Below are 22,893 nucleotides of genomic sequence, written 5' to 3'. Positions count from 1 at the left end.
CATGTTATCATCAGCCAAAGGCAAGGCATGAAAATGCCTATACGAAAACGTCCAAACGATGAGATATGCCAAAATGACCGATAAACTGACTTCCCTACGCCAAATGACTCAGGTTGTTGCTGACACCGGAGATATCGCGGCAATGAAGTTGTACCAGCCGCAGGATGCGACCACCAACCCGTCACTGATCCTCAGCGCTGCGCAAATTCCTGAATACCGTAAACTGATCGACGAAGCAATCGCCTGGGCACGTGACCAGAGCAGCGATCACGATCAGCAGATTACTGATGCCGCTGACAAACTGGCAGTAAACATCGGTCTGGAAATTCTGAAACTGGTCCCTGGCCGCATTTCAACTGAAGTTGATGCTCGTCTGTCTTACGACACCGACGCGAGCGTGGCTAAAGCTAAACGTCTGATCAAACTGTATAACGACGCGGGTATCACTAACGACCGTATCCTGATCAAACTGGCGTCTACCTGGCAGGGCATCCGCGCTGCAGAGAAACTGGAAAAAGAAGGCATCAACTGTAACCTGACGCTGCTGTTCTCCTTCGCTCAGGCTCGTGCTTGTGCAGAAGCGGGCGTCTTCCTGATTTCTCCATTCGTTGGCCGTATTCTCGACTGGTACAAAGCCAATGGCGACAAAAAAGAGTTCGCGCCGAATGAAGATCCGGGCGTTGTGTCTGTGACCGAAATCTACGAATACTACAAACAGCACGGCTACGAGACAGTCGTGATGGGCGCAAGCTTCCGTAACATCGGCGAAATCATCGAACTGGCTGGCTGTGACCGTCTGACCATCGCACCTGCACTGCTGAAAGAGCTGGCAGAGAGCGAAGGCCCGCTGGAGCGCAAACTGTCCTTCTCCGGTGAAACCAAACCACGTCCTGCACCACTGACTGAAGCTCAGTTCTACTGGGACCACAATCAGGATCCAATGGCGATCGACAAACTGGCTGACGGCATCCGTAAGTTTGCAATCGACCAGGGTAAACTGGAAAAAATGATTTCTGACCTGCTGTAATCAGCACTCAGTTTCAGCAAAAAGCGGCTCATCAGCCGCTTTTTTTATGCCTGCGATAAAACCCTCGGCCGGTTACCGATATACTGAAGCCTGTGACAATGAAGAAAAATGCTGTGGAGAAATAGCATGGATAAATTACGAATTGGTCTGGTATCGGTATCAGATCGCGCGTCGGGCGGTATTTATCAGGATAAAGGTATTCCGGCACTGGAAGCGTGGCTGGAAAAAGCGCTGATCACGACCTATACGCTGGAAAAAAGATTAATCCCCGATGAGCAGCCTTTGATTGAACAGGCGATCAGTGAGCTGGTGGATGAATGCGGTTGTCATCTGGTGCTGACCACCGGCGGAACCGGCCCGGCGCGTCGCGACGTTACGCCAGACGCTACGCTGGCCGTTGCAGACCGTGAGATGCCGGGCTTTGGTGAGCAGATGCGTCAGATCAGTCTGCACTTTGTGCCGACGGCGATTTTATCGCGCCAGGTGGGCGTGATCCGCAAACAGGCGCTGATCCTCAATTTACCCGGCCAGCCAAAATCGATTCAGGAAACGCTTGAAGGGCTGAAAGATGCAGAAGGGAAGGTGATTGTGTCCGGCATTTTTGCCAGCGTACCTTACTGCATCCAGTTGCTTGATGGCCCTTATGTGGAAACGCACGAGGCGGTTGTAGCAGCTTTTCGCCCGAAAAGTGCCCGTCGCGATACAAAAAACTGAATACCATCACTTTATGAAAATATGCTGACGTAAGATTCAGGCTCACTGGTGTGAAAATTATTTGCCGCTATAGTAATGATTACTTTACATGAGGCGGCAAAACCTTTTTTCTATTCTCACTCTGGTGTCACACGGACTCTTATGCAACACGCACAATCGCGCCGGCTGAACCGGCAGGATTTCAAAACGCTGTCCCTGGCTGCGCTGGGCGGCGCCCTCGAATTCTACGACTTCATCATTTTCGTCTTTTTCGCTGCGGTAATCGGCGATCTTTTCTTTCCTGCAGATATGCCCGACTGGCTGCGTCAGGTTCAGACCTTTGGCATTTTCGCCGCCGGTTATCTGGCACGTCCGCTGGGCGGCATTATCATGGCGCACTTCGGCGATTTAGTTGGCCGCAAGCGCATGTTCAGCCTGAGCATTTTACTGATGGCGCTGCCAACGCTGGCCATGGGGATGCTGCCAACCTATGCCTCAATCGGCATCGCTGCACCGTTATTGCTGTTGTTGATGCGCGTTCTGCAGGGCGCGGCGATTGGCGGAGAAGTGCCCGGTGCATGGGTCTTTGTGGCAGAACACGTTCCGCGTAACCGTATTGGTTTTGCCTGCGGGACGCTGACCGCCGGGCTGACGGCGGGGATCCTGCTAGGTTCTCTGGTGGCAACCCTGCTTAACAGCGCAATGACGCCTGCGGCGATCAGCGACTTTGGCTGGCGAATTCCGTTCTTCCTCGGCGGTATTTTCGGCCTGTTTGCTATGTATCTGCGTCGCTGGTTGCAGGAGACGCCGATCTTCCTTGAGATGAAAGCGCAAAAAACGCTGGCAGAAGATCTGCCGCTGAAATCAGTGGTAGTGAATCATAAAAAAGAGATCGTGGTATCGATGCTGATGACCTGGCTTTTGTCGGCGGGCATTGTGGTGATCATTCTGATGACGCCAACCTGGCTGCAAAAGCAATACGGCATTCCGGCTGCGCAGGCGTTACAGGCGAACAGTCTGGCGACCATCGCTTTGACGTTTGGGTGTATCGCGGCGGGCTGGATTGTTGACCGCTTTGGTGCCAGCAAAACCTTTATCGTGGGCAGCTTGTTCCTTGGCATCTGCAGCTGGTCCTTCTACCATTCTGTGGCCGCAGACCCGTCGATGCTCATGGGCATGTACGCGCTGGTAGGGTTCAGCGTCGGGATCGTTGGCGCGGTGCCTTATGTGCTGGTTCGCGCATTCCCGGCTGAAGTCCGTTTTACCGGTATTTCATTCTCGTACAATGTGGCTTACGCCATTTTTGGCGGGCTTACACCGATTTTTGTCACGTTGATTATGCGCGTGACGCCGATGGCACCGGCGTATTACGTTCTGGCGTTATCGGCGATTGGCTTGCTGACGGGCATCTATTTAACCCGTGATCTCAACAGTGAGGACAAGACACCGGCCGGTTTTGATCAGCGGGTGACATCCGGGCGTTAATGGCAACCGGGTCTTTCGACGGTAAAAACATCGGTACTATAAAAGCCAAAGGCCCCGCATAAGCGAGGCCTTTTTAGATCGTGCAGAGGGAAATTATGCCCCGGCGGTTACCGCATTCAGTGGGTGACCGTGAGGTTCGCCAATCGGCAAAATGGTACGACCGTATTGTTCGTTGAGCACTTCAGCCATGGCCAGATAGATTGCGCTGGCGCCGCAGAAAATGCCTTCGAAACCGGCAAAGTGCAGTACGGCGGTGTTGCCCGTCATGTTGCCGAAACACAACAATGCGAACAAAATCGTCAGGCTTGCGAAAACAACCTGCAAACCCCGGTTGGCTTTCAGGGTGCCGAAAAACATGAATAAGGTGAAAACGCCCCACAGGCCAAGATACGCGCCGAGGAAACTTTCACTGCTGGCATCAGCCATGCCCATACGTGGCAGCATCAGAATGCCCACCAGGCTCAGCCAGAATGCGCCGTAAGAGGTGAACGCCGTGGTGCCAAAGGTGTTTCCCTTTTTGAATTCCATCATGCCGGCCAGAATCTGAATCAGACCGCCATAGAAAATACCCATGCTCACGATCACTGCCGTCAGCGGGAAGAAGCCTGCATTGTGTAAATTCAACAAGATAGTGGTCATACCGAAGCCCATTAACCCGAGCGGGCCTGGATTTGCCAACGTTTTGCTCTGCATAGATCCTCTGAATAAGAAATATTACGAATAGATAACTGGGGGATATCCGCTTGCGAAATGGGTAAAAACCCCACATATCTTCAGAAGCGCGCGGCATCATAAAGAGGTGGCGGCGGGCAAACATTGATCTGGCGTAACAGCAATCGAAGATTTTTTTTCACTTGTCCCCTTGATGCTGCGCCGCATGGCCCCATCTTATTCCCAACCGCAGTTGTTACCGTCGGGAAAGCCGCGATATCGGGCAGTTGAAATCGAACTATTGAAATCGAAAACATTGCCCGCATATACAGTAACAACATGATCGAATATGAATTTTAAGTGGAGACGTTTAAATGGGTAAAATTATTGGGATCGACCTGGGTACTACCAACTCTTGTGTAGCTATTATGGATGGCACTACTGCACGTGTGCTGGAGAATGCTGAAGGCGACCGCACCACTCCTTCCATCATCGCTTATGCGGCAGATGGCGAGACTCTGGTAGGTTCTCCGGCTAAACGTCAGGCTGTGACTAACCCACAGAACACCCTGTTTGCGATTAAGCGCCTGATTGGCCGTCGCTTCCAGGATGAAGAAGTTCAGCGTGACAAAGGCATCATGCCTTACCAGATCGTAGGCTCCGACAACGGTGACGCCTGGATCGACATCAAAGGCCAGAAAATTGCACCTCCGCAGATCTCTGCTGAAGTGCTGAAGAAAATGAAGAAAACCGCTGAAGATTATCTGGGTGAACCCGTTACTGAAGCTGTTATCACCGTACCTGCATACTTCAACGATGCACAGCGTCAGGCAACCAAAGATGCTGGCCGTATCGCAGGTCTGGAAGTAAAACGTATTATCAACGAACCTACCGCAGCGGCACTGGCTTATGGCCTGGATCGCGAAGTCGGTAACCGCACTATCGCGGTATACGACCTGGGTGGTGGTACTTTCGATATTTCCATCATCGAAATTGATGAAGTAGATGGCGAAAAAACCTTCGAAGTTCTGGCAACCAACGGTGACACTCACCTCGGTGGTGAAGACTTCGACAGCCGTCTGATCAACTACCTGGTTGAAGAGTTCAAGAAAGAACAAGGTATGGATCTGCGTAATGATCCGCTGGCGATGCAGCGTCTGAAAGAAGCGGCTGAGAAAGCGAAGATTGAACTGTCTTCTGCTCAGCAAACTGACGTGAATCTGCCGTACATCACAGCAGATGCGACCGGTCCTAAGCACATGAACATCAAAGTGACCCGTGCAAAACTGGAATCTTTGGTTGAGGACCTGGTTAACCGTTGTATCGATCCGCTGAAAGTCGCGCTGAAAGACGCAGGTCTGTCAGTGTCTGACATTCAGGACGTGATCCTGGTCGGTGGTCAGACGCGTATGCCAATGGTTCAGAAGAAAGTGGCTGAATTCTTTGGTAAAGAACCACGTAAAGACGTGAACCCGGACGAAGCTGTTGCTATCGGTGCAGCGGTTCAGGGTGGTGTGTTGGCAGGTGATGTGAAAGACGTTCTGTTGCTGGACGTTACTCCGTTGTCACTGGGTATCGAAACCATGGGCAGCGTAATGACGCCGCTTATCACCAAAAACACCACCATCCCGACAAAACACAGCCAGGTGTTCTCTACTGCGGAAGACAACCAGTCTGCAGTGACCATCCATGTGTTGCAGGGTGAGCGTAAACGTTCAAGCGATAACAAATCTCTGGGTCAATTCAACCTGGACGGTATTCAGGCAGCGCCGCGCGGTCAGGCACAGATCGAAGTGACCTTCGACCTTGACGCCGACGGTATCCTGCACGTGTCTGCAAAAGACAAGACTACCGGCCGTGAGCAGAAGATCACCATTAAGGCATCTTCTGGTCTGACGGAAGAAGAAATCCAGAAAATGGTCAATGATGCCGAAGCGAATGCTGAGTCTGACCGTAAGTTCGAAGAACTGGTCCAGACCCGCAATCAGGCGGATCACCTGATCCACGGTACCCGTAAGCAACTGGAAGAAGCCGGCGACAAACTGCCAGCGGAAGACAAAACCGCCGTTGAAGAAGCCCTGCAAGCACTGGAAGTTTCTGCTAAAGGTGAAGACAAGGCTGACATCGAAGCGAAAATCCAGGCGCTGGTACAGGTTTCCGGTAAGCTGATGGAAATGGCTCAGCAGCAGGGTCAGGCTGAAGGCGGCGATAACAGCGCTCAGAAAGATGATGACGTTGTTGACGCTGAATTCGAAGAAGTCAAAGACAAGAAATAATCGCCCTTAAGCGGGCACAGTAAGAGTTCATTACTGAAAACCAGCACGGGCGTCGAGGAAACTCTGCGCCCGTGCACGCATGTTGAGGGTAGGTTAAAGCATGGCGAAGCAAGATTTTTATGAGATTTTAGGCGTATCCAAAACAGCGGATGAGCGTGAAATCAAAAAGGCCTACAAGCGCCTGGCGATGAAGCATCACCCTGACCGCAATCAGGGCGATAAAGCCTCTGAAACTAAATTTAAAGAAATTAAAGAAGCGTATGAAATTCTGACCGATGCGCAAAAGCGTGCGGCCTATGACCAGTACGGTCATGCAGCCTTTGAACAAGGTGGCATGGGCGGTGGTGGTGGCTACGGCGGTGGCGGCGGTGCAGATTTCAGCGACATCTTTGGTGACGTCTTTGGCGACATCTTTGGCGGCGGTCGCCGTCAGCGTGCAAGCCGGGGATCAGACCTGCGTTACAACATGGATCTGACTCTGGAAGAGGCCGTTCGTGGTGTCACCAAAGAAATCCGCATTCCTACGCTGGATGAATGTGACGTCTGCCACGGCAGCGGCGCGAAAGCGGGCAGCTCTCCGGCCACCTGTCCAACCTGCCATGGTGCGGGTCAGGTTCAGATGCGTCAGGGCTTCTTCACCGTGCAGCAGGCGTGTCCGACCTGTCAGGGGCGCGGTAAGGTCATCAAAGATCCTTGCAGCAAATGTCACGGTCATGGTCGCGTAGAGCGTTCGAAAACCTTGTCCGTGAAAATCCCTGCGGGTGTAGACACCGGCGACCGTATCCGTCTTGAAGGCGAAGGCGAAGCGGGCGAGCATGGTGCACCGTCAGGCGATCTGTACGTTCAGGTTCAGGTTAAAGCGCACAAAATCTTTGAGCGTGAAGGCAACAACCTGTACTGCGAAGTGCCCATCAACTTCGCTATGGCTGCACTGGGTGGCGAAATCGAAGTCCCAACGCTCGATGGCCGCGTGAGCCTGAAAATTCCTGCTGAAACGCAAACAGGCAAGATGTTCCGTATGCGCGGACGCGGTGTGAAATCCGTGCGCGGCGGTGCTCAGGGCGATTTAATGTGCCGCGTTGTTGTTGAAACGCCGGTTAGCCTGAGCGACAAACAGAAGCAGTTGCTGCGTGATCTGGAAGAAAGTTTTGGTGGCGTCTCGGGCGAGAAAAACAGCCCGCGCTCTAAAAGCTTCCTGGACGGCGTGAAAAAGTTCTTCGATGATCTGACCCGCTAATCCCGCGCTGATTACAGCGACGGAAAGCCAGACAAAATCCCCGGCAGCGGTTGACGCTCCGGGGATTTTTTTATGGTTCAAAACAGGCAAAACCCTGAAATCCAATGATTCGTAAAAACCGAGTTATACTGCAGAAATAATCGAATTTTTACGAAGTGAGTCTTTGCGTACAATTCGGTCATTCCATTGTGGCAATCCCTTTTGCGCCACGGTTTTTCTACAGGAGAGTCAGAATGTCGAATATTATTCGTCAGTTTTTACGGATGGAAGCCGCCGGAGGCGTGGTGCTGATCGTCGCGGCTATCGTGGCATTGATCATGGCGAACAGCCCGTGGCAGGGGGCTTATCAGGCATTTCTGGATATTCCCGTTACGCTACGTTTTTCAGAACTGCTGATCGATAAACCTCTTTTACTCTGGATCAATGACGGCCTGATGGCGGTGTTTTTCCTGATGATCGGGCTGGAAGTGAAGCGCGAGCTGTGCGAAGGCGCGCTGGCAAATCGTGAACAGGCGCTATTCCCGGCAATTGCCGCCCTGGGCGGGATGATTGTGCCTGCGCTGATCTACTTACTGTTTAACGGTAGTGATGAGATCGCTCGTCAGGGATGGGCCATTCCTGCGGCCACCGATATTGCTTTTGCGCTTGGAGTGATGGCGCTGCTGGGTTCACGTGTACCGACAGGGCTGAAAGTATTTTTACTGGCGCTGGCAATCATTGATGACCTCGGTGCGATCGTCATCATTGCACTGTTTTACAGCCATGATGTCTCTGTGCTGGCGCTGGGGCTGTCCGCGGTTTGCATCGGGGTGTTGGCCTTCATGAACTGGCGGGGAGTGACCAGACTGACGCCTTATCTCGTTGTGGGCGCCGTGTTCTGGGTATGCGTACTGAAGTCTGGCGTACACGCCACCCTGGCAGGAGTGATCCTCGGGTTCCTGATCCCGCTGAACACCAAAGAAAATAAACCATCCCCGGCGCGTCGCCTTGAGCATGGCATTCATCCTTATGTCGCCTGGTTTATTTTGCCTGTCTTCGCATTTGCCAATGCGGGGATCTCATTGCAGGGCGTATCGGTATCCGGTGCTTTTTCCCTGTTGCCTGTGGGCATCGCTGCCGGATTACTGCTCGGTAAACCGTTAGGTATCATCCTTTTCAGCGGTGTCGCCCTGAAGTTTGGCGTAACCCGTTTGCCGTCGGGAATTACGTTTAGCCAGATTGCTGCTGTGTCTGTGTTGTGCGGTATCGGTTTCACCATGTCGATTTTTATCGGCTCACTGGCCTTCGCTACACGTGACCCGGCACTGCTGACTTACGCGAAAATGGGCATCCTGATGGGGTCTGTGGCTTCGGCGGTATTAGGTTACTTACTGTTAAGCCGCTCTTTGCCAAATAAAGCCCTCAAATAATGATGAAGGTGCAGCGCGTTTCAGGGCGCGCTGCGCTTTTATTTTTCAGGAACGGATAAAACATGCCTCATATTAACTACAACCATTTGTATTATTTTTGGCACGTCTGTAAATCAGGTTCTGTCGTCGGAGCCGCAGAGGCCCTGTATCTGACGCCGCAGACCATCACCGGGCAGATAAAATCCCTTGAGGAACGTTTAGGCGGCAAGCTTTTTAAACGTCAGGGGCGCGGTCTGGTGCCGTCTGAGCTGGGACAACTGGTTTATCGCTACGCTGATAAAATGTTCACGCTGAGCCAGGAAATGCTGGATATCGTGAATTATCGCAAAGAGTCGAGTTTGCTGTTTGACGTTGGGGTAGCGGATGCGCTGTCGAAACGGCTGGTCAGTCGCGTTCTGGAAGCCGCCGTACCCGCTAACGCGCAGATTCATCTGCGCTGCTTTGAATCCACCCACGAAATGCTGCTGGAACAACTGAGCCTGCATAAGCTGGATATGATCCTGTCGGACTGTCCGGTGGATTCGACGCAACAGGAAGGGTTGTTTTCAGTCAAGCTGGGAGAAAGCCCAATCAGTTTCTATTGCTGCAACCCACCTGCGGGTTTTGATTTTCCTGCCTGCCTGGAGCAACGTTCTCTGCTGATCCCGGGACGTCGCTCAATGCTGGGGCGCAAGCTGCTTAACTGGTTTAACACGCAGGGTTTGAAAGTGAATATTTTGGGGGAGTTTGACGATGCTGCCCTGATGAAAGCTTTCGGCATGAACAATGACGCGATATTTGTTGCCCCAGCGATTTACTCTTCGACTGAGTTTCAGGATGAGAACATTGTTGAGGTGGGACGTGTCGAGGGGATTCTGGAAGAGTACTACGTGATTTTTGCCGAACGTATGATCCAGCATCCGTCGGTGCAAAGGATTTGCCACACGGATTTTTCAACACTGTTTGAGTAACAGTTCAGGCAAGACTCAACATTCAGGTATAAAAAAACCGGCGTTAGCCGGTTTTTTTATCAAGCATATCAGCGTAATGCAATTATTGCATTGCGTTGATTTGCGCAGTCAGGTTTGACTTATGACGCGCTGCTTTGTTCTTGTGGATCAGGCCTTTACAAGACTGACGATCCACAATTGGTTGCATTTCGTTAAATGCATTTTGTGCAGCAGCTTTATCGCCTGCTGCAATAGCCGTGTATACCTTCTTGATAAAGGTACGCATCATTGAACGGCGGCTCGCGTTATGCTTACGACGTTTTTCTGACTGTACGGCGCGTTTCTTAGCTGATTTGATATTAGCCAAGGCCAACTCCCAAATATTTTTCTATTGATGAACAATTCAAAGGCCGAGGAATATGCCTTTTCGGTCTTCTGTTGTCAACGGATTTGTGCAAATAAGCGTCGTTTTAAAGTGTGAACTTCAATCGTCGCTTGTTACGTTGTGATGGCGCAGGATTTTAACAGCTTCCGGCATCGGAATACAGTCTTTCGCGAGAAAAATCGACAGGAGAGTGTACAAACTGCCCACGGCGGCCATTAACGCTTTGTTTATGCGAAAAGTCACGCATTCCCTGCACGAAAAGAAAGATTTTCGTCGCCACACACTCATTTGAACCGCAATATCTGCGGTATGCAAGAGAGAATGGTGTGATCCTGCTAATCGCTGGTTAACCTTGGGGGCTGTACAAGGTATAATCCGCCGATTTCCATCTTTATGAGTCAGCATTGGATTTGAGCCAGCTATGGAGCTAATTCGCGGAATACACAATATTCGAGCACGCCATCATGGATGTGTGCTGACTATTGGCAATTTTGATGGTGTACACCGTGGTCACCAGGCCCTGATTGAACAGCTAAAGCTGGAAGGTCAACGTCTGGGGCTGCCGGTGATGGTCATGATATTTGAACCACAGCCGCTGGAACTGTTTGCAGGGGATAAAGCGCCTGCTCGTTTAACCAGCCTGCGTGACAAAGCCAAATATCTGGCTGAGTGCGGCGTGGATTATCTTTTATGTGTGCACTTTGAGCCGCGGTTCGCTGCGCACATGGCACAGGCGTTTGTCTCACAGCTGTTGGTCGAAAAGCTGGGCGTTAAATTCCTGACCGTAGGGGATGACTTCCGCTTTGGTGCCAGTCGTTTGGGCGATTTTGAACTGTTGCAGAAAGCCGGAAAAGAGTATGGCTTTGAAGTGATCAGTACCCAGACGTTCCGCGAAGGCGGTAACCGTATCAGCAGCACGGCAATCCGCGATGCGCTGCGTGACGATGACTTAGCACTGGCCGAAAACTTACTGGGCCATCCGTTCAGTATTTCAGGTCGCGTCGTCCACGGTGACAAACTGGGGCGCACGATTGGTTTCCCGACGGCTAACGTGCCGTTAAAACGCGTAGTTTCACCGGTTCGCGGCGTGTATGCCGTCGAAGTTCTTGGCCTGGGCCCGGAACCTTTGCCGGGCGTCGCCAATATTGGTATTCGTCCGACGGTCGGTGGCGTGCGCAAGCAGTTGGAAGTTCACCTGCTCGACACCACATTAGATTTATACGGGCGCCACATTGACGTGGTGCTTCGCGCAAAATTGCGCAATGAACAGCGTTTCTCCTCGCTTGATGCGTTAAAGCAACAAATTGCGAACGATGAGGTGACGGCCCGGGAATTCTTCGGGTTAAAGACACCACGCTAAACTTGTACTGACAGGCGTGTAACAAAGCCTGGAATCCAGCCGAAAACGGAACCGAGAATCTATGAGTGACTACAAGAACACCCTGAATTTGCCGGAAACAGGGTTCCCGATGCGTGGCGATCTGGCCAAGCGTGAACCTGACATGCTGAAAAATTGGTATGACCAGGATCTGTACGGGATTATTCGTGCTGCCAAGAAAGGCAAGAAAACCTTTATTTTGCATGACGGCCCTCCGTATGCGAACGGCAGCATTCATATTGGTCACTCAGTCAACAAAATTCTTAAAGACATGATCGTTAAGTCCAAAGGGCTGGCGGGCTTCGATGCGCCTTATGTACCGGGCTGGGACTGTCATGGTCTGCCAATCGAGCTGAAAGTCGAACAACTGATCGGTAAGCCGGGCGAGAAAGTGACCGCCGCGGAATTCCGTCAGGCGTGCCGTAAATATGCCGCAGAACAGGTTGAAGGTCAGAAGAAAGACTTCATCCGTCTGGGCGTGCTGGGCGACTGGGATCATCCGTACCTGACCATGGACTTCAACACTGAAGCTAACATCATCCGTGCGCTGGGAAAAATCATCGGTAACGGCCACCTGCACAAAGGGGCTAAGCCGGTTCACTGGTGTACAGATTGTGGTTCATCACTGGCTGAAGCCGAAGTGGAGTATTACGACAAAAGCTCCCCTTCTATTGATGTGATGTTCAATGCAACCGATGCGGCTGCGGTGGCGGCGAAATTCGGCGCGACGTCCTTTAACGGCCCGATTTCGCTGGTTATCTGGACCACCACGCCGTGGACCATGCCAGCAAACCGTGCGATTTCACTCAACGCTGAGTTCTCCTATCAGCTGGTGCAGATTGACGGGCAGTGCGTGATCCTGGCAACCGATCTGGTTGAAAGCGTCATGAAACGCGCAGGCGTTGCACAATGGACCGTACTTGGCGAGTGCAAAGGTGCCGATCTCGAATTGCTGCGCTTCAAACATCCGTTCCTTGGTTTCGACGTTCCGGCGATCCTCGGTGATCACGTGACCCTCGATGCCGGTACCGGCGCCGTGCACACTGCACCTGGCCATGGCCCGGATGACTTTGTTATCGGCCAGAAATACGGTCTGGAAGTGGCAAACCCGGTGGGGCCGAACGGTTGCTACCTGCCTGGCACATACCCGACGCTGGACGGTAAATTCGTCTTTAAAGCCAACGACCTGATTGTTGAGCTGCTGCGTGAAAAAGGCGCATTGCTGCACGTTGAGAAAATCACGCACAGCTATCCGTGCTGCTGGCGTCACAAAACACCGATCATCTTCCGCGCTACGCCACAATGGTTCATCAGCATGGATCAGAAAGGCCTGCGTCAGCAGTCTCTGGAAGAGATCAAAGGCGTGCAGTGGATCCCTGACTGGGGCCAGGCACGCATCGAAAATATGGTCGCTAACCGTCCTGACTGGTGTATTTCCCGTCAGCGTACGTGGGGCGTCCCGATGTCTCTGTTCGTTCATAAAGACACAGAACAACTGCATCCGCGCAGCCTTGAGCTGATGGAAGAAGTCGCGAAGCGTGTTGAAGTGGACGGCATTCAGGCGTGGTGGGATTTGAACCCGGAAGACATTCTGGGTGCTGACGCTGCTGATTACGTGAAGGTGCCAGATACGCTGGACGTCTGGTTTGACTCCGGTTCCACACACTCTTCCGTTGTGGATGTGCGTCCTGAGTTCAACGGTCACGAGCCTGATCTGTATCTGGAAGGTTCTGACCAGCATCGCGGCTGGTTCATGTCTTCACTGATGATTTCCACGGCGATGAAAGGCAAAGCGCCTTATAAGCAAGTGCTGACTCACGGCTTCACCGTCGATGGTCAGGGCCGTAAAATGTCTAAATCCATCGGCAACACCATTGCGCCTCAGGACGTGATGAATAAGCTGGGTGGCGACATTCTGCGTCTGTGGGTTGCGTCTACGGATTACACTGGCGAAATCGCCGTGTCCGATGAAATCCTCAAACGTGCTGCTGATTCTTACCGCCGTATCCGTAACACCGCGCGCTTCCTGCTGGCGAACCTTAACGGTTTCGATCCTGCGTTGCACAGCGTAGCTCCGGAAGAAATGGTCGTACTGGATCGCTGGGCCGTTGGCCGCGCGAAAGCCGCTCAGGAAGAGATCATTGCTGCGTATGAAGCCTATGATTTCCATGGCGTTGTACAACGTCTGATGCAGTTCTGCTCGATCGAAATGGGTTCCTTCTACCTCGATATCATTAAAGATCGCCAGTACACCGCGAAAAGCGACAGCGTTGCCCGCCGCAGCTGCCAGACCGCGCTTTATCATATCTGTGAAGCACTGGTTCGCTGGATGGCACCGATCATGTCCTTCACTGCAGACGAGATCTGGGCTGAATTGCCAGGTAAACGTGAGAAGTTCGTCTTCACCGAAGAGTGGTACGACGGTCTGTTTGGCCTGATCGGTAACGAATCCATGAACGATGCGTTCTGGGATGAGTTGCTGAAAGTTCGTGGTGAAGTGAACAAAGTGATCGAACAGGCTCGTGCAGATAAACGTCTTGGTGGTTCTCTGGAAGCTGCTGTCACCTTGTACGCAGACGACGCGCTGGCCACTGACCTGCGTTCACTGGGCAATGAACTGCGTTTCGTCTTGCTGACCTCCGGTGCGAAAGTCGCTGCGTTGTCGGAAGCCGACGATTCCGCTCAGGCCAGTGAATTGCTTAAAGGCCTGAAGATCGGCCTGGCAAAAGCCGAGGGCGATAAATGCCCGCGCTGCTGGCATTTCACTACCGATATTGGGCAGAACGCGGAACACAGCGACATCTGCGGCCGTTGTGTTACTAACATTGCCGGCGACGGCGAAGAGCGTAAGTTTGCATAATGAGTAAACCTCTCAGTTCTACCGGACTCCGCTGGCTATGGCTGGCGGTTCTCGTCGTTATCGTCGATCTCGGCAGTAAGTTTATGGTCATGGGGCATTTCCAGCTCGGTGAATCTCTGCCGCTGATCCCGTTCTTTAACCTGACCTACGCCCATAATCCGGGTGCAGCGTTCAGTTTCCTCGCGGATAAAGGCGGCTGGCAGCGCTGGTTCTTTACTGCCATCGCGTTGGTGATTGTGGTCGTTCTGCTGGTACTGATGTATCGCAGCAGCGCGAAACAGCGCATGAATAACATTGCGTTTGCGATGATTATTGGTGGCGCGCTGGGCAATATGTTCGACCGCATGGTGCACGGTTTCGTGATCGACTTTATTGATTTCTACGTGAATGACTGGCATTACCCGATCTTCAACCTGGCCGACAGCTTTATCTGTGTCGGTGCGGTGCTGGTCGTGCTGGAAGGTTTCCTCGCGAAACCGAACGAAGCGACGAAGAGCAAAGGATAAGAAGCATGTCTCAACAGGTGAAACACGACAGCGCCGTACTGGTGCATTTTACGTTAAAGCTGGAAGACGGCTCGACGGCAGAATCTACCCGCGCCAATGGGAAACCTGCGCTGTTTCGCCTCGGCGACGGCAGTTTGTCTGACGCGCTGGAGAATCAGCTTTCAGGGCTGAGTGTCGGGGATAAACATGCGTTTACCCTGTCACCGGAATCTGCATTCGGCACGAAAAGCCCGGATTTGGTTCAGTTCTTCTCGCGCCGTGATTTCCAGGAAACAGGGGTGCCGGATGTCGGTACCATCATGCTGTTCAGTGGTCGTGACGGTAACGAAATGCCGGGTGTGGTGCGCGAAGTGACAGAAGATTCAATCACTGTTGATTTCAACCATCCGCTGGCGGGACAGTACATTGATTTCGATATCGAAGTGCTGGAAATCGACCCGCAACTGGAGGAGAAACATGCAGATATTGCTGGCTAACCCGCGCGGATTTTGTGCGGGCGTTGATCGTGCCATCAGCATTGTGGAACGTGCGCTGGAATTATATGGCGCACCGATTTATGTCCGTCATGAAGTGGTGCACAACCGCTACGTGGTCGACAGCCTGCGTCAGCGCGGCGCGATTTTTATCGAGCAAATCAGTGAAGTGCCTGACGGTTCGATCCTGATTTTCTCCGCCCACGGTGTTTCGCAGGCGGTGCGTGCACAAGCAAAAGCCCGTGACCTGACCATGCTGTTTGACGCGACCTGCCCGCTGGTGACCAAAGTGCATATGGAAGTGGCACGCGCCAGCCGTAAAGGGACAGAAGCGATACTGATTGGTCACGCCGGTCATCCTGAAGTGGAAGGCACCATGGGCCAGTACAGCAATCCGAAAGGAGGCATGTACCTGGTTGAAGCGCCGGAAGATGTGTACAAATTGCAGGTAAAAGATGAAACCAACCTGTGCTTTATGACGCAAACTACGCTCTCTGTGGATGACACTTCGGCGATCATCGATGCCCTGCGCGATCGCTTCCCGAAAATCATCGGGCCGCGTAAAGACGATATTTGCTACGCAACGACTAACCGTCAGGAAGCCGTGCGAACGCTTGCCGATGGCGCAGATGTGGTGCTGGTGGTGGGGTCGAAAAACTCATCCAACTCCAACCGTCTGGCTGAACTGGCGCAGCGCGTTGGCGTGCCGTCCTATCTGATCGATTCTGCGGCAGATATTCAGGAAAGCTGGCTGAAAGACGCGAAAAGCATTGGTGTGACAGCAGGCGCATCAGCACCGGATATCCTGGTGCAGGATGTGATCAACAAACTAAAAACGTTTGGTGGTCTGGATGTGATTAACATCGAAGGGCGCGAAGAAAATATTGTTTTCGAAGTGCCAAAAGAACTGCGTGTGGATGTGAAACAGATCGACTGATTTTCACAGGTCCCTGCAACAATAAAAAAAACCGGCTCAATCGTGGCCGGTTTTTTATTTTCTGCGTCTGCATCAGCGCTGCTTAAGGCTTTTGCAGTTTGAATAAATTCTGCGGGGCGCCAACGGTTGACGTTTGAACGTGCAATAACGCCCCTTCCAGCGCATGGGGTGCTTCAAGGGTTTTGCGCGCAGAAGTGATGTAAAGCTCAGTCATGTCCGGCCCGCCAAACGTACAGCAACTCGGTTGTGTCACCGGAAGAGGGGCGGTGTCCAGAGTCAGTAATTCACCCTGATTGATTTGCTGGCGTAACAAGCAATGTGATCCCCAGCAGGCGGTGATCAGCCAGCCATTTTGAGCCAGTGCGGAACCGTCGGGAGATTTATCGCCGGAAGAGAAGCAGGAGATTTTTTGCGGATTGATACGGCGTGCATTAGCAGAATAGAAGCGGTTTTTTCGTGTATCAGCGAACCAGACCTTGCCTTCATACCAGACCAGCGTATTAGTGATCCCGACGTTATCAAGCATCATTTCTGGCGCATCGGCTCCTGCTTCATAGCGATACCAGGCCCCGTTATTCTTTTCTTCTTTGAGGTCCAGAGTGCCAAACCACAGAGAACCATCCGGCGAGATTGCTGCTTCATTCGGGCGAGTACCTTCTGCACCGAAATAACCGCAGATTGTCTGACGGCTTTTCAGATCGTAATCGTAGAGATGGATGCCGTCGATCGAAACCAGTAAAAACAGATTACGTTTCTCCGTCAGCAGGACGGCACTGGTGATGCTCGGCAGATCGTGGATTTCAGTTTTTTTGGTTTCAGGCCAGTAGCGCAACACACGTTGAGCAAGAATATCGACCCATAACAACGATTGAGTGCGCTGGCACCAGACGGGAGTTTCACCCAATTCGGCTCGATAATCGCCAACGGCGGTCACGTCGGACCGGAATAATGCTGACATCGTAAAGCTCTCCTGAGGGATAGGCTGTGGCAGCATTCAGTCTAGTCCTGCTTTGCGTGTAGTGGATAGTAGAAAAGGTGTAAAAATAAAGGGCCGGCACGTCATTAAGACGTAAAACCGGCCCGCAAATGAGTGCTTAAATGCTTAGAAATCGTATCTCAGACGGATCAGGTTCATATCACCGAGGTTATCGGTAGAGGATGTGAACACGTGTTCGTAATCAACACGGAAGCCGTAATCGAGCTGGAAGGAAACACCCAGACCGTTATCAATACGCTGATAATTACGGCCTGTGACATAGGTCAGACGGTCACCCATGAAGTAAGGCTGAATGGTTTTGACGGCCATCTGGTTGATCGGGAAGGCATAACCCAGGAAGTATTCCAGACCGTAAGCGTCGCCTGCAAAGAAGCTATCTTCAGTTTTCACGCCAGTGGTCAGGAAGTCATGGTAATAACCGCCGCCGAAGGATGCCGTCCAGTTACCTGGTTTCCAGCTCAGCGCAGTACCAACAATACTCTGGTTATAGTCTTTGGACGTGTTATCGCCCGGATTTCTCATTTCTGCGTCGGTGTAGTTGTACGCAGTACCCCAGGTCAGGTCTTTGGTGATGTGGTAATCCACACCGACAGAACCGCCGCCGTTACGTTTGTAACGCAGGCCATTTTTGCCGGTCAGCAGTTCGCTGTCTTCAAACAAGTAAGAAGCGTAAACATCTGCATCGCCGAATGTATTTTTATATTTCAGCATTTTACGGGAACGGTATGAACCATCGTAATCGCCGTTAACACCATTACCCGGTGCCTGGGCGAGCATGTCGTAATCCCAGATATCGGTTTTCGCACCGACCACATCATAGTAAACGCTGTTTTGCTGACCAAAGGTCAACTGACCGTAGGTTTTGCTTTTCAGACCGGTGTAAAGCATACGACGGCTGGTGTTATGCGCGCCATCTGCATGGTGATTATCCCAGCCGGTCAGGGCAGGAATGTTCACGCCCAGCTCGTAGTAGTTAATCCAGCTGATGTCATCAAACAGATAATAATCAGCAGAAAAACGGAAACGTGTGCCGCCATCAAAACCGTTGGTTTTGTAGTTTTTCACGCCGTTCTGGAACTGGAATTGTGGACGAATACTGCCGCCAACCTGGAAATTCAGGCGGCTGAGCGGATCGTTAGGCTGGGGATCTTGTTTGATCAGTGTGATTTCTGCGTGTGAAGCAAAAGAGGCTAAGCCGAATAACAGGCCTGCGGTCGCCACTTGCGTGACTTTGTTTAGTTTGAAGTTCATGTAAGTCCCTGAGCCAGTACTCTGTTTTGAAAAAACCAACAGAGAAACCGGCCTTGTGTGTTTTATAGTTTTTCCCCTTACTTATGACAGGCTGGTAAGGGTGAAGACGCGCCTCATACTTTCAGGCTGCTTTCATTTTAACCGCTCAAAAATCAACTTTCGTTGGTTAAAATTAGCTGGCTATTTATTATCATATTCATTGGTTTTATCAATATTATTTCGTGCCATATAATAAAATATTGATGTTTTAGATCTAAGAAATGGCGGTTTTGAGGAAATTATCTGCAAACTGCTTGGATGCGGAGGAGGGCATGGCCGCGTTGAGGGGTGATCCCGCTCCCCGGGTGATAACAAGGAGATCATCCGGAGGTGCAAGATCCTGTAGGGGTACAAATGGAATTAGGAAGCTAATGATATAATGACTTAGAGTGACAATATCGTAATGCGTATTATGAATAATGCCCTTAAAAGGCAAGAACGGTATGTTGCTATTTGGTTTGAACACAAGAATAAGTAATTCAATATCGGTCAGAGATAAATTAAATAATCAAGGAGGATTAATTAAATTATCGATAGTGTGATGTGTGTCTATCAATAAGATATCCCACTTATTAATGTTTTATATATTTTTATAATTATCATATATGCATGATTATTGATTTAAAAAATAGTATTGAATTAATGATGTCACTATTGAGTTTGAGCGTTTTTTTTGTTTTTAATGCTGTGGTACACGAAGTGCGAAAGGGATGTTTTGTCCATTATAAAGGGAATAAATAAACTATTATGTCACTGCTTGAAAATGAACTCAGTACAGGGGTGAAAAAACAGCATGATCTTGCTTTTTCTGCCCTGACTATTATTGCGCATTACCACGGCGTTGCTGCTAATGGTGAAGATTTAAAGCATCAGTTCAGTGATGGAAATGGTGGGCTGACAACAACCCAATGGCTGTTAGCGGCAAAGTCTTTAGGGTTAAAGGCAAAATTAGTGCGTCAGGATATAAACCGGCTTCACTTAATCAGCTTACCGGCCGTGGTATGGAGAGAAGATGGTGAGCATTTTATTTTGGCGAAAATTGATAACAATAAATATCTGATTCAGGATCTTGAACTCGGCAGGCCGGTTGTATTGGATAAAGGTGATTTTGAGGCGCGTTACAGCGGCAGGCTTATTCTGGTGACGTCCAGAGCTTCTGTGCTTGGCAGCCTGGCCAAATTTGATTTCACCTGGTTTATTCCTGCCGTTATTAAGTACCGAAAAATTCTGCTGGAAGTGCTTGCAGCATCGGCAGTTATTCAGTTTTTTGCCTTAATTACCCCTCTGTTTTTTCAGGTTGTGATGGATAAGGTGCTGGTGCACAGAAGTTTTAGCACACTCGATGTTGTGGCTGTGGCATTACTTATCGTGGTGTTATTCGACGTTATTTTGAGCGGTTTACGAACCTATATTTTAGCGCATACCACAAGCCGCATCGACGTTGAATTAGGGGCGCGTCTGTTTCGCCATCTGTTTGCGTTACCTCTCGCCTGGTTTGAAAAGAGACGCGTGGGTGACACCATCGCACGCGTCAGAGAACTGGAGCAAATCCGCACTTTCCTCACCGGACAGGCGTTGACCTCGGTGATGGATCTCAGTTTTTCATTCATCTTCCTTATTGTGATGTGGTTTTACAGTGGCTGGCTAACCCTTGTGGTGATGGTTTCATTACCCTGTTATGCCTTTTGGTCTGCCACGATCAGCCCTGTTTTGAGGGCACGGCTCAACGACAAGTTTGCCCGTAATGCCGACAGCCAGTCATTTTTGGTAGAGTCCGTCACCTCGGTCGGGACGATTAAATCGATGGCCGTTGAACCTCAGATGACCCGTAACTGGGATCAGTTGCTGGCGGCGTACGTGCATTCCGGATTACGGGTTACCCGTCTGGCGACCATCGGCCAGCAAGGCGTTCAATTGATCCAAAAATTAGTGATGGTGAGTACGCTGTGGCTGGGAGCTCAGCTGGTTATTGGCGGAGATTTAACGGTCGGTCAGTTAATTGCTTTTAATATGCTGGCAGGCCAGGTTGCGGCGCCGGTGATTCGTCTGGCGCAGTTATGGCAGGATTTTCAGCAGGTAGGGATCTCCGTGGCGCGTCTGGGAGATATTTTAAATACGCCGACGGAACGTTCCGGTAGCCGTTTAGCGCTGCCTGAAATTAAAGGAAAAATAGATTTTGAACAGGTAAATTTCCGCTACCGTCCAGATGGTTATGAGGTATTGCGCGATCTCACTTTGAGTATTCAGGCCAGTGAAGTGGTGGGGATCGTAGGCCGTTCCGGATCAGGTAAAAGTACACTCACCAAACTGGTTCAGCGCTTATATACCCCCGGGCGCGGCAGGGTGCTGGTCGATGGCAATGATTTAGCGCTGGCTGATCCGGCCTGGTTACGGCGTCAGATAGGTGTGGTATTGCAAGACAACGTACTGCTCAACCGCTCCGTTCGTGAAAATATCGGTTTAGCGGAACCCGGTATGTCTTTAGAAAGAATCATCCACGCGGCCAAACTCGCCGGTGCGCATGAATTTATTATGGCATTGGCTGAGGGCTATGACACGGTTGTCGGCGAACAGGGCGCGGGGCTATCTGGCGGCCAGCGGCAACGGGTTGCCATTGCGCGGGCATTGGTCGGAAACCCACGGATTTTAATATTGGATGAAGCCACCAGCGCTCTGGATTATGAATCGGAAAGGGCAATTATGCAGAATATGCAATTAATTTGCCGTGAACGCACCGTACTTATTATTGCTCATCGTCTTTCTACTGTTCGTTTTGCGCAAAGAATCATTGCAATGGACAAAGGTGAGATCGTCGAACAGGGCAGTCATGAAGAACTGTTGAAAATAGAAAATGGTTACTATCGTTACCTACATGAGCTTCAGTCATTATGAATATCTGGTTGCAGGCCTCGAAAGAACTTATCCGCAAATATTGTCATGTCTGGAAAGAAGTCTGGAAGGTTCGTGAAAAATTGGACCCGCCTAAACGGGAAGGCGATGAGCGAGTTTTTCTTCCCGCCACGCTGGAAATTACGGAGACACCTGTTTCAGTGGCGCCGAAATATATCGCCAGACTGATTATGTTGTTTACTGCCATTGCATTGATATGGGCCATATTTGGGCATATCGATATTGTTGCGGTGACGCAGGGGAAAACCATCGTCAGCGGGCGCAGCAAAAAAATTCAGCCATTGGAAACGTCCGTCATTAAAAACATTTATGTTAATGACGGCGATTATGTCCACGCGGGTCAGACGCTGATTGAGTTGAATGGCATCGGTTCTGACAGCGATTACGAACAATCCCGACATGCTTTGGAAGCGGTGCAGTTAACGAAATTGCGCTGTGATGCGTTAATCAAAGCGCTTCAACATGAGGGCGACATTGAGATTAACCGCGAAGAGGCGAAACAACTCGGTCTGAAAGAAACCGAAATCTTAGCCACACAGTTACTGGCGAAAAATCAATTTCAGTCGTGGTCTGCTGATAATGAAAGGTTGCAGGCGATTTTAAGCCAGCACAAATCTGAATTACGGTCGAATGAAGATCAGGTCCACAAGCTGGAGCAGATCCGAAAAATTGAACTGCAGCGATCAAAAGATTATCAGGCTCTACTGGAGAAAAAATACCTTTCTCAGCATGAGTATTATGAACAGGACAGCAAAACAATCCAGAATGAACAGGATCTTCGCAGCCTGAGAAATCAGACGCAGCAAATAAAAGAAAGCATTCATCAGGCTGAACAGGAAAAGCTATTAAACACCCAGACGTTTCAGCGAGACACGCTGGACGCACTGCGCCAGGCAAATGAGCAGATACCTCAGCTTCAGGGCCAGATGGAAAAAACCCGGCAGCGCCAGTCTTTGATGACATTAAAGGCTCCCGTCGACGGTACCGTTCAGCAGTTGGCATTTCATACGGTGGGTGGGGTGGCCTTAGAAGCAGAGGCGATCATGACGATTGTGCCACTTGATGACAAAATCGAGGTCGAAGCGATGGTGGCAAACAAAGACATTGGGTTTGTGAATGTTGGGCAGGATGTCATCATAAAAATCGAATCATTCCCTTATACTCGCTACGGATATATCACCGGAAAAGTCACCAGCGTCAGTTTCGATGCGATTGAGCATGAGAAATTAGGGCTGGTATTCAATGCGAATGTCGCGCTTGACCAAAACTATCTGATGGTGGAAGGCAAGCGTATCAACCTGGTGGCGGGGATGAACGTCAGTGCGGAGATTAAAACCGGCAAGCGTCAGGTGATTGATTATCTGCTGAGTCCGCTACAAACTAAAGTTGATGAAAGTTTCAAAGAGCGTTGATATCCCCTGACCATTATGCACAAAAATGAATGGTTATG

Annotated in this window: 18 protein-coding genes; 14 read left to right on the top strand and 4 right to left on the bottom strand. The window is 50.8% G+C overall.

Annotated features, from left to right (window positions below):
- The first annotated feature begins 73 nt into the window (after positions 1-73).
- The 3 genes from tal to J1779_RS08890 all read left to right on the top strand — a co-directional run bounded on the left by tal (position 74) and on the right by J1779_RS08890 (position 3,205).
- A complete protein-coding gene (tal, locus tag J1779_RS08900) occupies positions 74-1,027 on the top strand; it encodes a transaldolase (RefSeq protein WP_056777212.1) in 954 nt (317 codons plus the stop codon).
- 126 nt (positions 1,028-1,153) lie between these two features.
- Positions 1,154-1,741, top strand: coding sequence for a molybdopterin adenylyltransferase (mog, locus tag J1779_RS08895; RefSeq protein ID WP_056776763.1), 588 nt, complete (start codon positions 1,154-1,156; stop codon positions 1,739-1,741).
- A gap of 141 nt (positions 1,742-1,882) precedes the next feature.
- A complete protein-coding gene (locus J1779_RS08890; protein WP_217203582.1) occupies positions 1,883-3,205 on the top strand; it encodes an MFS transporter in 1,323 nt (440 codons plus the stop codon).
- 93 nt (positions 3,206-3,298) lie between these two features.
- Here the strand turns inward: J1779_RS08890 and satP are convergent, their stop codons facing one another.
- Positions 3,299-3,898, bottom strand: coding sequence for an acetate uptake transporter (gene satP / locus J1779_RS08885; RefSeq protein ID WP_217203581.1), 600 nt, complete (start codon positions 3,896-3,898; stop codon positions 3,299-3,301).
- A gap of 332 nt (positions 3,899-4,230) precedes the next feature.
- Between satP and dnaK the strand changes: the two genes are divergently transcribed.
- From dnaK to nhaR, 4 genes are all read left to right on the top strand, one after another.
- Complete coding sequence (dnaK, locus tag J1779_RS08880; RefSeq protein WP_056776772.1) at positions 4,231-6,132, top strand: molecular chaperone DnaK; 1,902 nt, start codon at positions 4,231-4,233, stop codon at positions 6,130-6,132.
- Between the two features lie 100 nt (positions 6,133-6,232).
- Positions 6,233-7,369 carry a molecular chaperone DnaJ gene (gene dnaJ, locus J1779_RS08875; protein WP_056776775.1) on the top strand — a complete coding sequence of 379 codons (1,137 nt, stop codon included), beginning with the start codon at positions 6,233-6,235 and terminating at the stop codon, positions 7,367-7,369.
- A 233-nt stretch (positions 7,370-7,602) separates the two neighbouring features.
- Positions 7,603-8,778: a Na+/H+ antiporter NhaA gene (gene nhaA / locus J1779_RS08870; RefSeq protein WP_217203580.1), complete on the top strand. Its 1,176-nt coding sequence runs from the start codon at positions 7,603-7,605 to the stop codon at positions 8,776-8,778.
- A gap of 62 nt (positions 8,779-8,840) precedes the next feature.
- The gene (gene nhaR / locus J1779_RS08865; RefSeq protein ID WP_056776782.1) at positions 8,841-9,728 is read left to right on the top strand and encodes a transcriptional activator NhaR; all 888 of its coding nucleotides are present in this window, start codon (positions 8,841-8,843) and stop codon (positions 9,726-9,728) included.
- 82 nt (positions 9,729-9,810) lie between these two features.
- Here the strand turns inward: nhaR and rpsT are convergent, their stop codons facing one another.
- On the bottom strand, positions 9,811-10,074 hold the full coding sequence (gene rpsT, locus J1779_RS08860) for a 30S ribosomal protein S20 (RefSeq protein WP_056776784.1): 264 nt from the start codon (positions 10,072-10,074) through the stop codon (positions 9,811-9,813).
- A 439-nt stretch (positions 10,075-10,513) separates the two neighbouring features.
- On the opposite strand from rpsT, the gene ribF reads away from it, so the two are divergent.
- The 5 genes from ribF to ispH all read left to right on the top strand — a co-directional run bounded on the left by ribF (position 10,514) and on the right by ispH (position 16,246).
- Positions 10,514-11,452 (top strand): bifunctional riboflavin kinase/FAD synthetase, encoded by a 939-nt coding sequence (gene ribF, locus J1779_RS08855; protein ID WP_056776787.1) that lies wholly within the window; start codon positions 10,514-10,516, stop codon positions 11,450-11,452.
- Between the two features lie 61 nt (positions 11,453-11,513).
- A complete protein-coding gene (gene ileS / locus J1779_RS08850; protein ID WP_122094220.1) occupies positions 11,514-14,330 on the top strand; it encodes an isoleucine--tRNA ligase in 2,817 nt (938 codons plus the stop codon).
- The gene (gene lspA, locus J1779_RS08845) at positions 14,330-14,836 is read left to right on the top strand and encodes a signal peptidase II (protein WP_056776793.1); all 507 of its coding nucleotides are present in this window, start codon (positions 14,330-14,332) and stop codon (positions 14,834-14,836) included. Before ileS ends, lspA begins: the two co-directional genes overlap by 1 nt.
- Before the next feature lie 5 nt (positions 14,837-14,841).
- Positions 14,842-15,312, top strand: a complete 471-nt coding sequence (fkpB, locus tag J1779_RS08840) for an FKBP-type peptidyl-prolyl cis-trans isomerase (protein WP_056776797.1) — start codon at positions 14,842-14,844, stop codon at positions 15,310-15,312.
- Positions 15,293-16,246, top strand: coding sequence for a 4-hydroxy-3-methylbut-2-enyl diphosphate reductase (gene ispH, locus J1779_RS08835; protein WP_056776801.1), 954 nt, complete (start codon positions 15,293-15,295; stop codon positions 16,244-16,246). Before fkpB ends, ispH begins: the two co-directional genes overlap by 20 nt.
- Positions 16,247-16,328: 82 nt before the next feature.
- On the opposite strand, the gene J1779_RS08830 is transcribed toward ispH, so the two are convergent.
- Both J1779_RS08830 and J1779_RS08825 read right to left on the bottom strand, forming a co-directional pair.
- On the bottom strand, positions 16,329-17,204 hold the full coding sequence (locus tag J1779_RS08830; protein WP_217203579.1) for an SMP-30/gluconolactonase/LRE family protein: 876 nt from the start codon (positions 17,202-17,204) through the stop codon (positions 16,329-16,331).
- Positions 17,205-17,348: 144 nt separating this feature from the next.
- Positions 17,349-18,494: a porin gene (locus J1779_RS08825; RefSeq protein ID WP_056776810.1), complete on the bottom strand. Its 1,146-nt coding sequence runs from the start codon at positions 18,492-18,494 to the stop codon at positions 17,349-17,351.
- A 786-nt stretch (positions 18,495-19,280) separates the two neighbouring features.
- On the opposite strand from J1779_RS08825, the gene J1779_RS08820 reads away from it, so the two are divergent.
- Together J1779_RS08820 and J1779_RS08815 are read left to right on the top strand one after the other, a co-directional pair.
- Positions 19,281-21,425, top strand: coding sequence for a type I secretion system permease/ATPase (locus J1779_RS08820; protein ID WP_217203578.1), 2,145 nt, complete (start codon positions 19,281-19,283; stop codon positions 21,423-21,425).
- Positions 21,422-22,855 (top strand): HlyD family type I secretion periplasmic adaptor subunit, encoded by a 1,434-nt coding sequence (locus tag J1779_RS08815; protein ID WP_217203577.1) that lies wholly within the window; start codon positions 21,422-21,424, stop codon positions 22,853-22,855. The genes J1779_RS08820 and J1779_RS08815 overlap by 4 nt, the downstream gene beginning before the upstream one ends.
- The last annotated feature ends 38 nt before the right edge of the window (positions 22,856-22,893 follow it).

It is taken from the genome of Rahnella rivi (assembly GCF_019049655.1).
Lineage (GTDB): Bacteria > Pseudomonadota > Gammaproteobacteria > Enterobacterales > Enterobacteriaceae > Rahnella > Rahnella rivi.
Note: the sequence above shows the minus strand (reverse complement) of the source record. Positions and strands in the feature narration are given on the sequence as shown.

What these genes read in the sequence shown, in the direction of transcription:
- tal (WP_056777212.1), top strand. Translation starts at nt 74, where the DNA reads ATGACCGATAAACTGACTTCCCTACGCCAAATGACTCAGGTTGTTGCT.
- mog (WP_056776763.1), top strand. Translation starts at nt 1,154, where the DNA reads ATGGATAAATTACGAATTGGTCTGGTATCGGTATCAGATCGCGCGTCG.
- J1779_RS08890 (WP_217203582.1), top strand. Translation starts at nt 1,883, where the DNA reads ATGCAACACGCACAATCGCGCCGGCTGAACCGGCAGGATTTCAAAACG.
- satP (WP_217203581.1), bottom strand. Translation starts at nt 3,898, where the DNA reads ATGCAGAGCAAAACGTTGGCAAATCCAGGCCCGCTCGGGTTAATGGGC.
- dnaK (WP_056776772.1), top strand. Translation starts at nt 4,231, where the DNA reads ATGGGTAAAATTATTGGGATCGACCTGGGTACTACCAACTCTTGTGTA.
- dnaJ (WP_056776775.1), top strand. Translation starts at nt 6,233, where the DNA reads ATGGCGAAGCAAGATTTTTATGAGATTTTAGGCGTATCCAAAACAGCG.
- nhaA (WP_217203580.1), top strand. Translation starts at nt 7,603, where the DNA reads ATGTCGAATATTATTCGTCAGTTTTTACGGATGGAAGCCGCCGGAGGC.
- nhaR (WP_056776782.1), top strand. Translation starts at nt 8,841, where the DNA reads ATGCCTCATATTAACTACAACCATTTGTATTATTTTTGGCACGTCTGT.
- ribF (WP_056776787.1), top strand. Translation starts at nt 10,514, where the DNA reads ATGGAGCTAATTCGCGGAATACACAATATTCGAGCACGCCATCATGGA.
- ileS (WP_122094220.1), top strand. Translation starts at nt 11,514, where the DNA reads ATGAGTGACTACAAGAACACCCTGAATTTGCCGGAAACAGGGTTCCCG.
- lspA (WP_056776793.1), top strand. Translation starts at nt 14,330, where the DNA reads ATGAGTAAACCTCTCAGTTCTACCGGACTCCGCTGGCTATGGCTGGCG.
- fkpB (WP_056776797.1), top strand. Translation starts at nt 14,842, where the DNA reads ATGTCTCAACAGGTGAAACACGACAGCGCCGTACTGGTGCATTTTACG.
- ispH (WP_056776801.1), top strand. Translation starts at nt 15,293, where the DNA reads ATGCAGATATTGCTGGCTAACCCGCGCGGATTTTGTGCGGGCGTTGAT.
- J1779_RS08830 (WP_217203579.1), bottom strand. Translation starts at nt 17,204, where the DNA reads ATGTCAGCATTATTCCGGTCCGACGTGACCGCCGTTGGCGATTATCGA.
- J1779_RS08825 (WP_056776810.1), bottom strand. Translation starts at nt 18,494, where the DNA reads ATGAACTTCAAACTAAACAAAGTCACGCAAGTGGCGACCGCAGGCCTG.
- J1779_RS08820 (WP_217203578.1), top strand. Translation starts at nt 19,281, where the DNA reads ATGTCACTGCTTGAAAATGAACTCAGTACAGGGGTGAAAAAACAGCAT.
- J1779_RS08815 (WP_217203577.1), top strand. Translation starts at nt 21,422, where the DNA reads ATGAATATCTGGTTGCAGGCCTCGAAAGAACTTATCCGCAAATATTGT.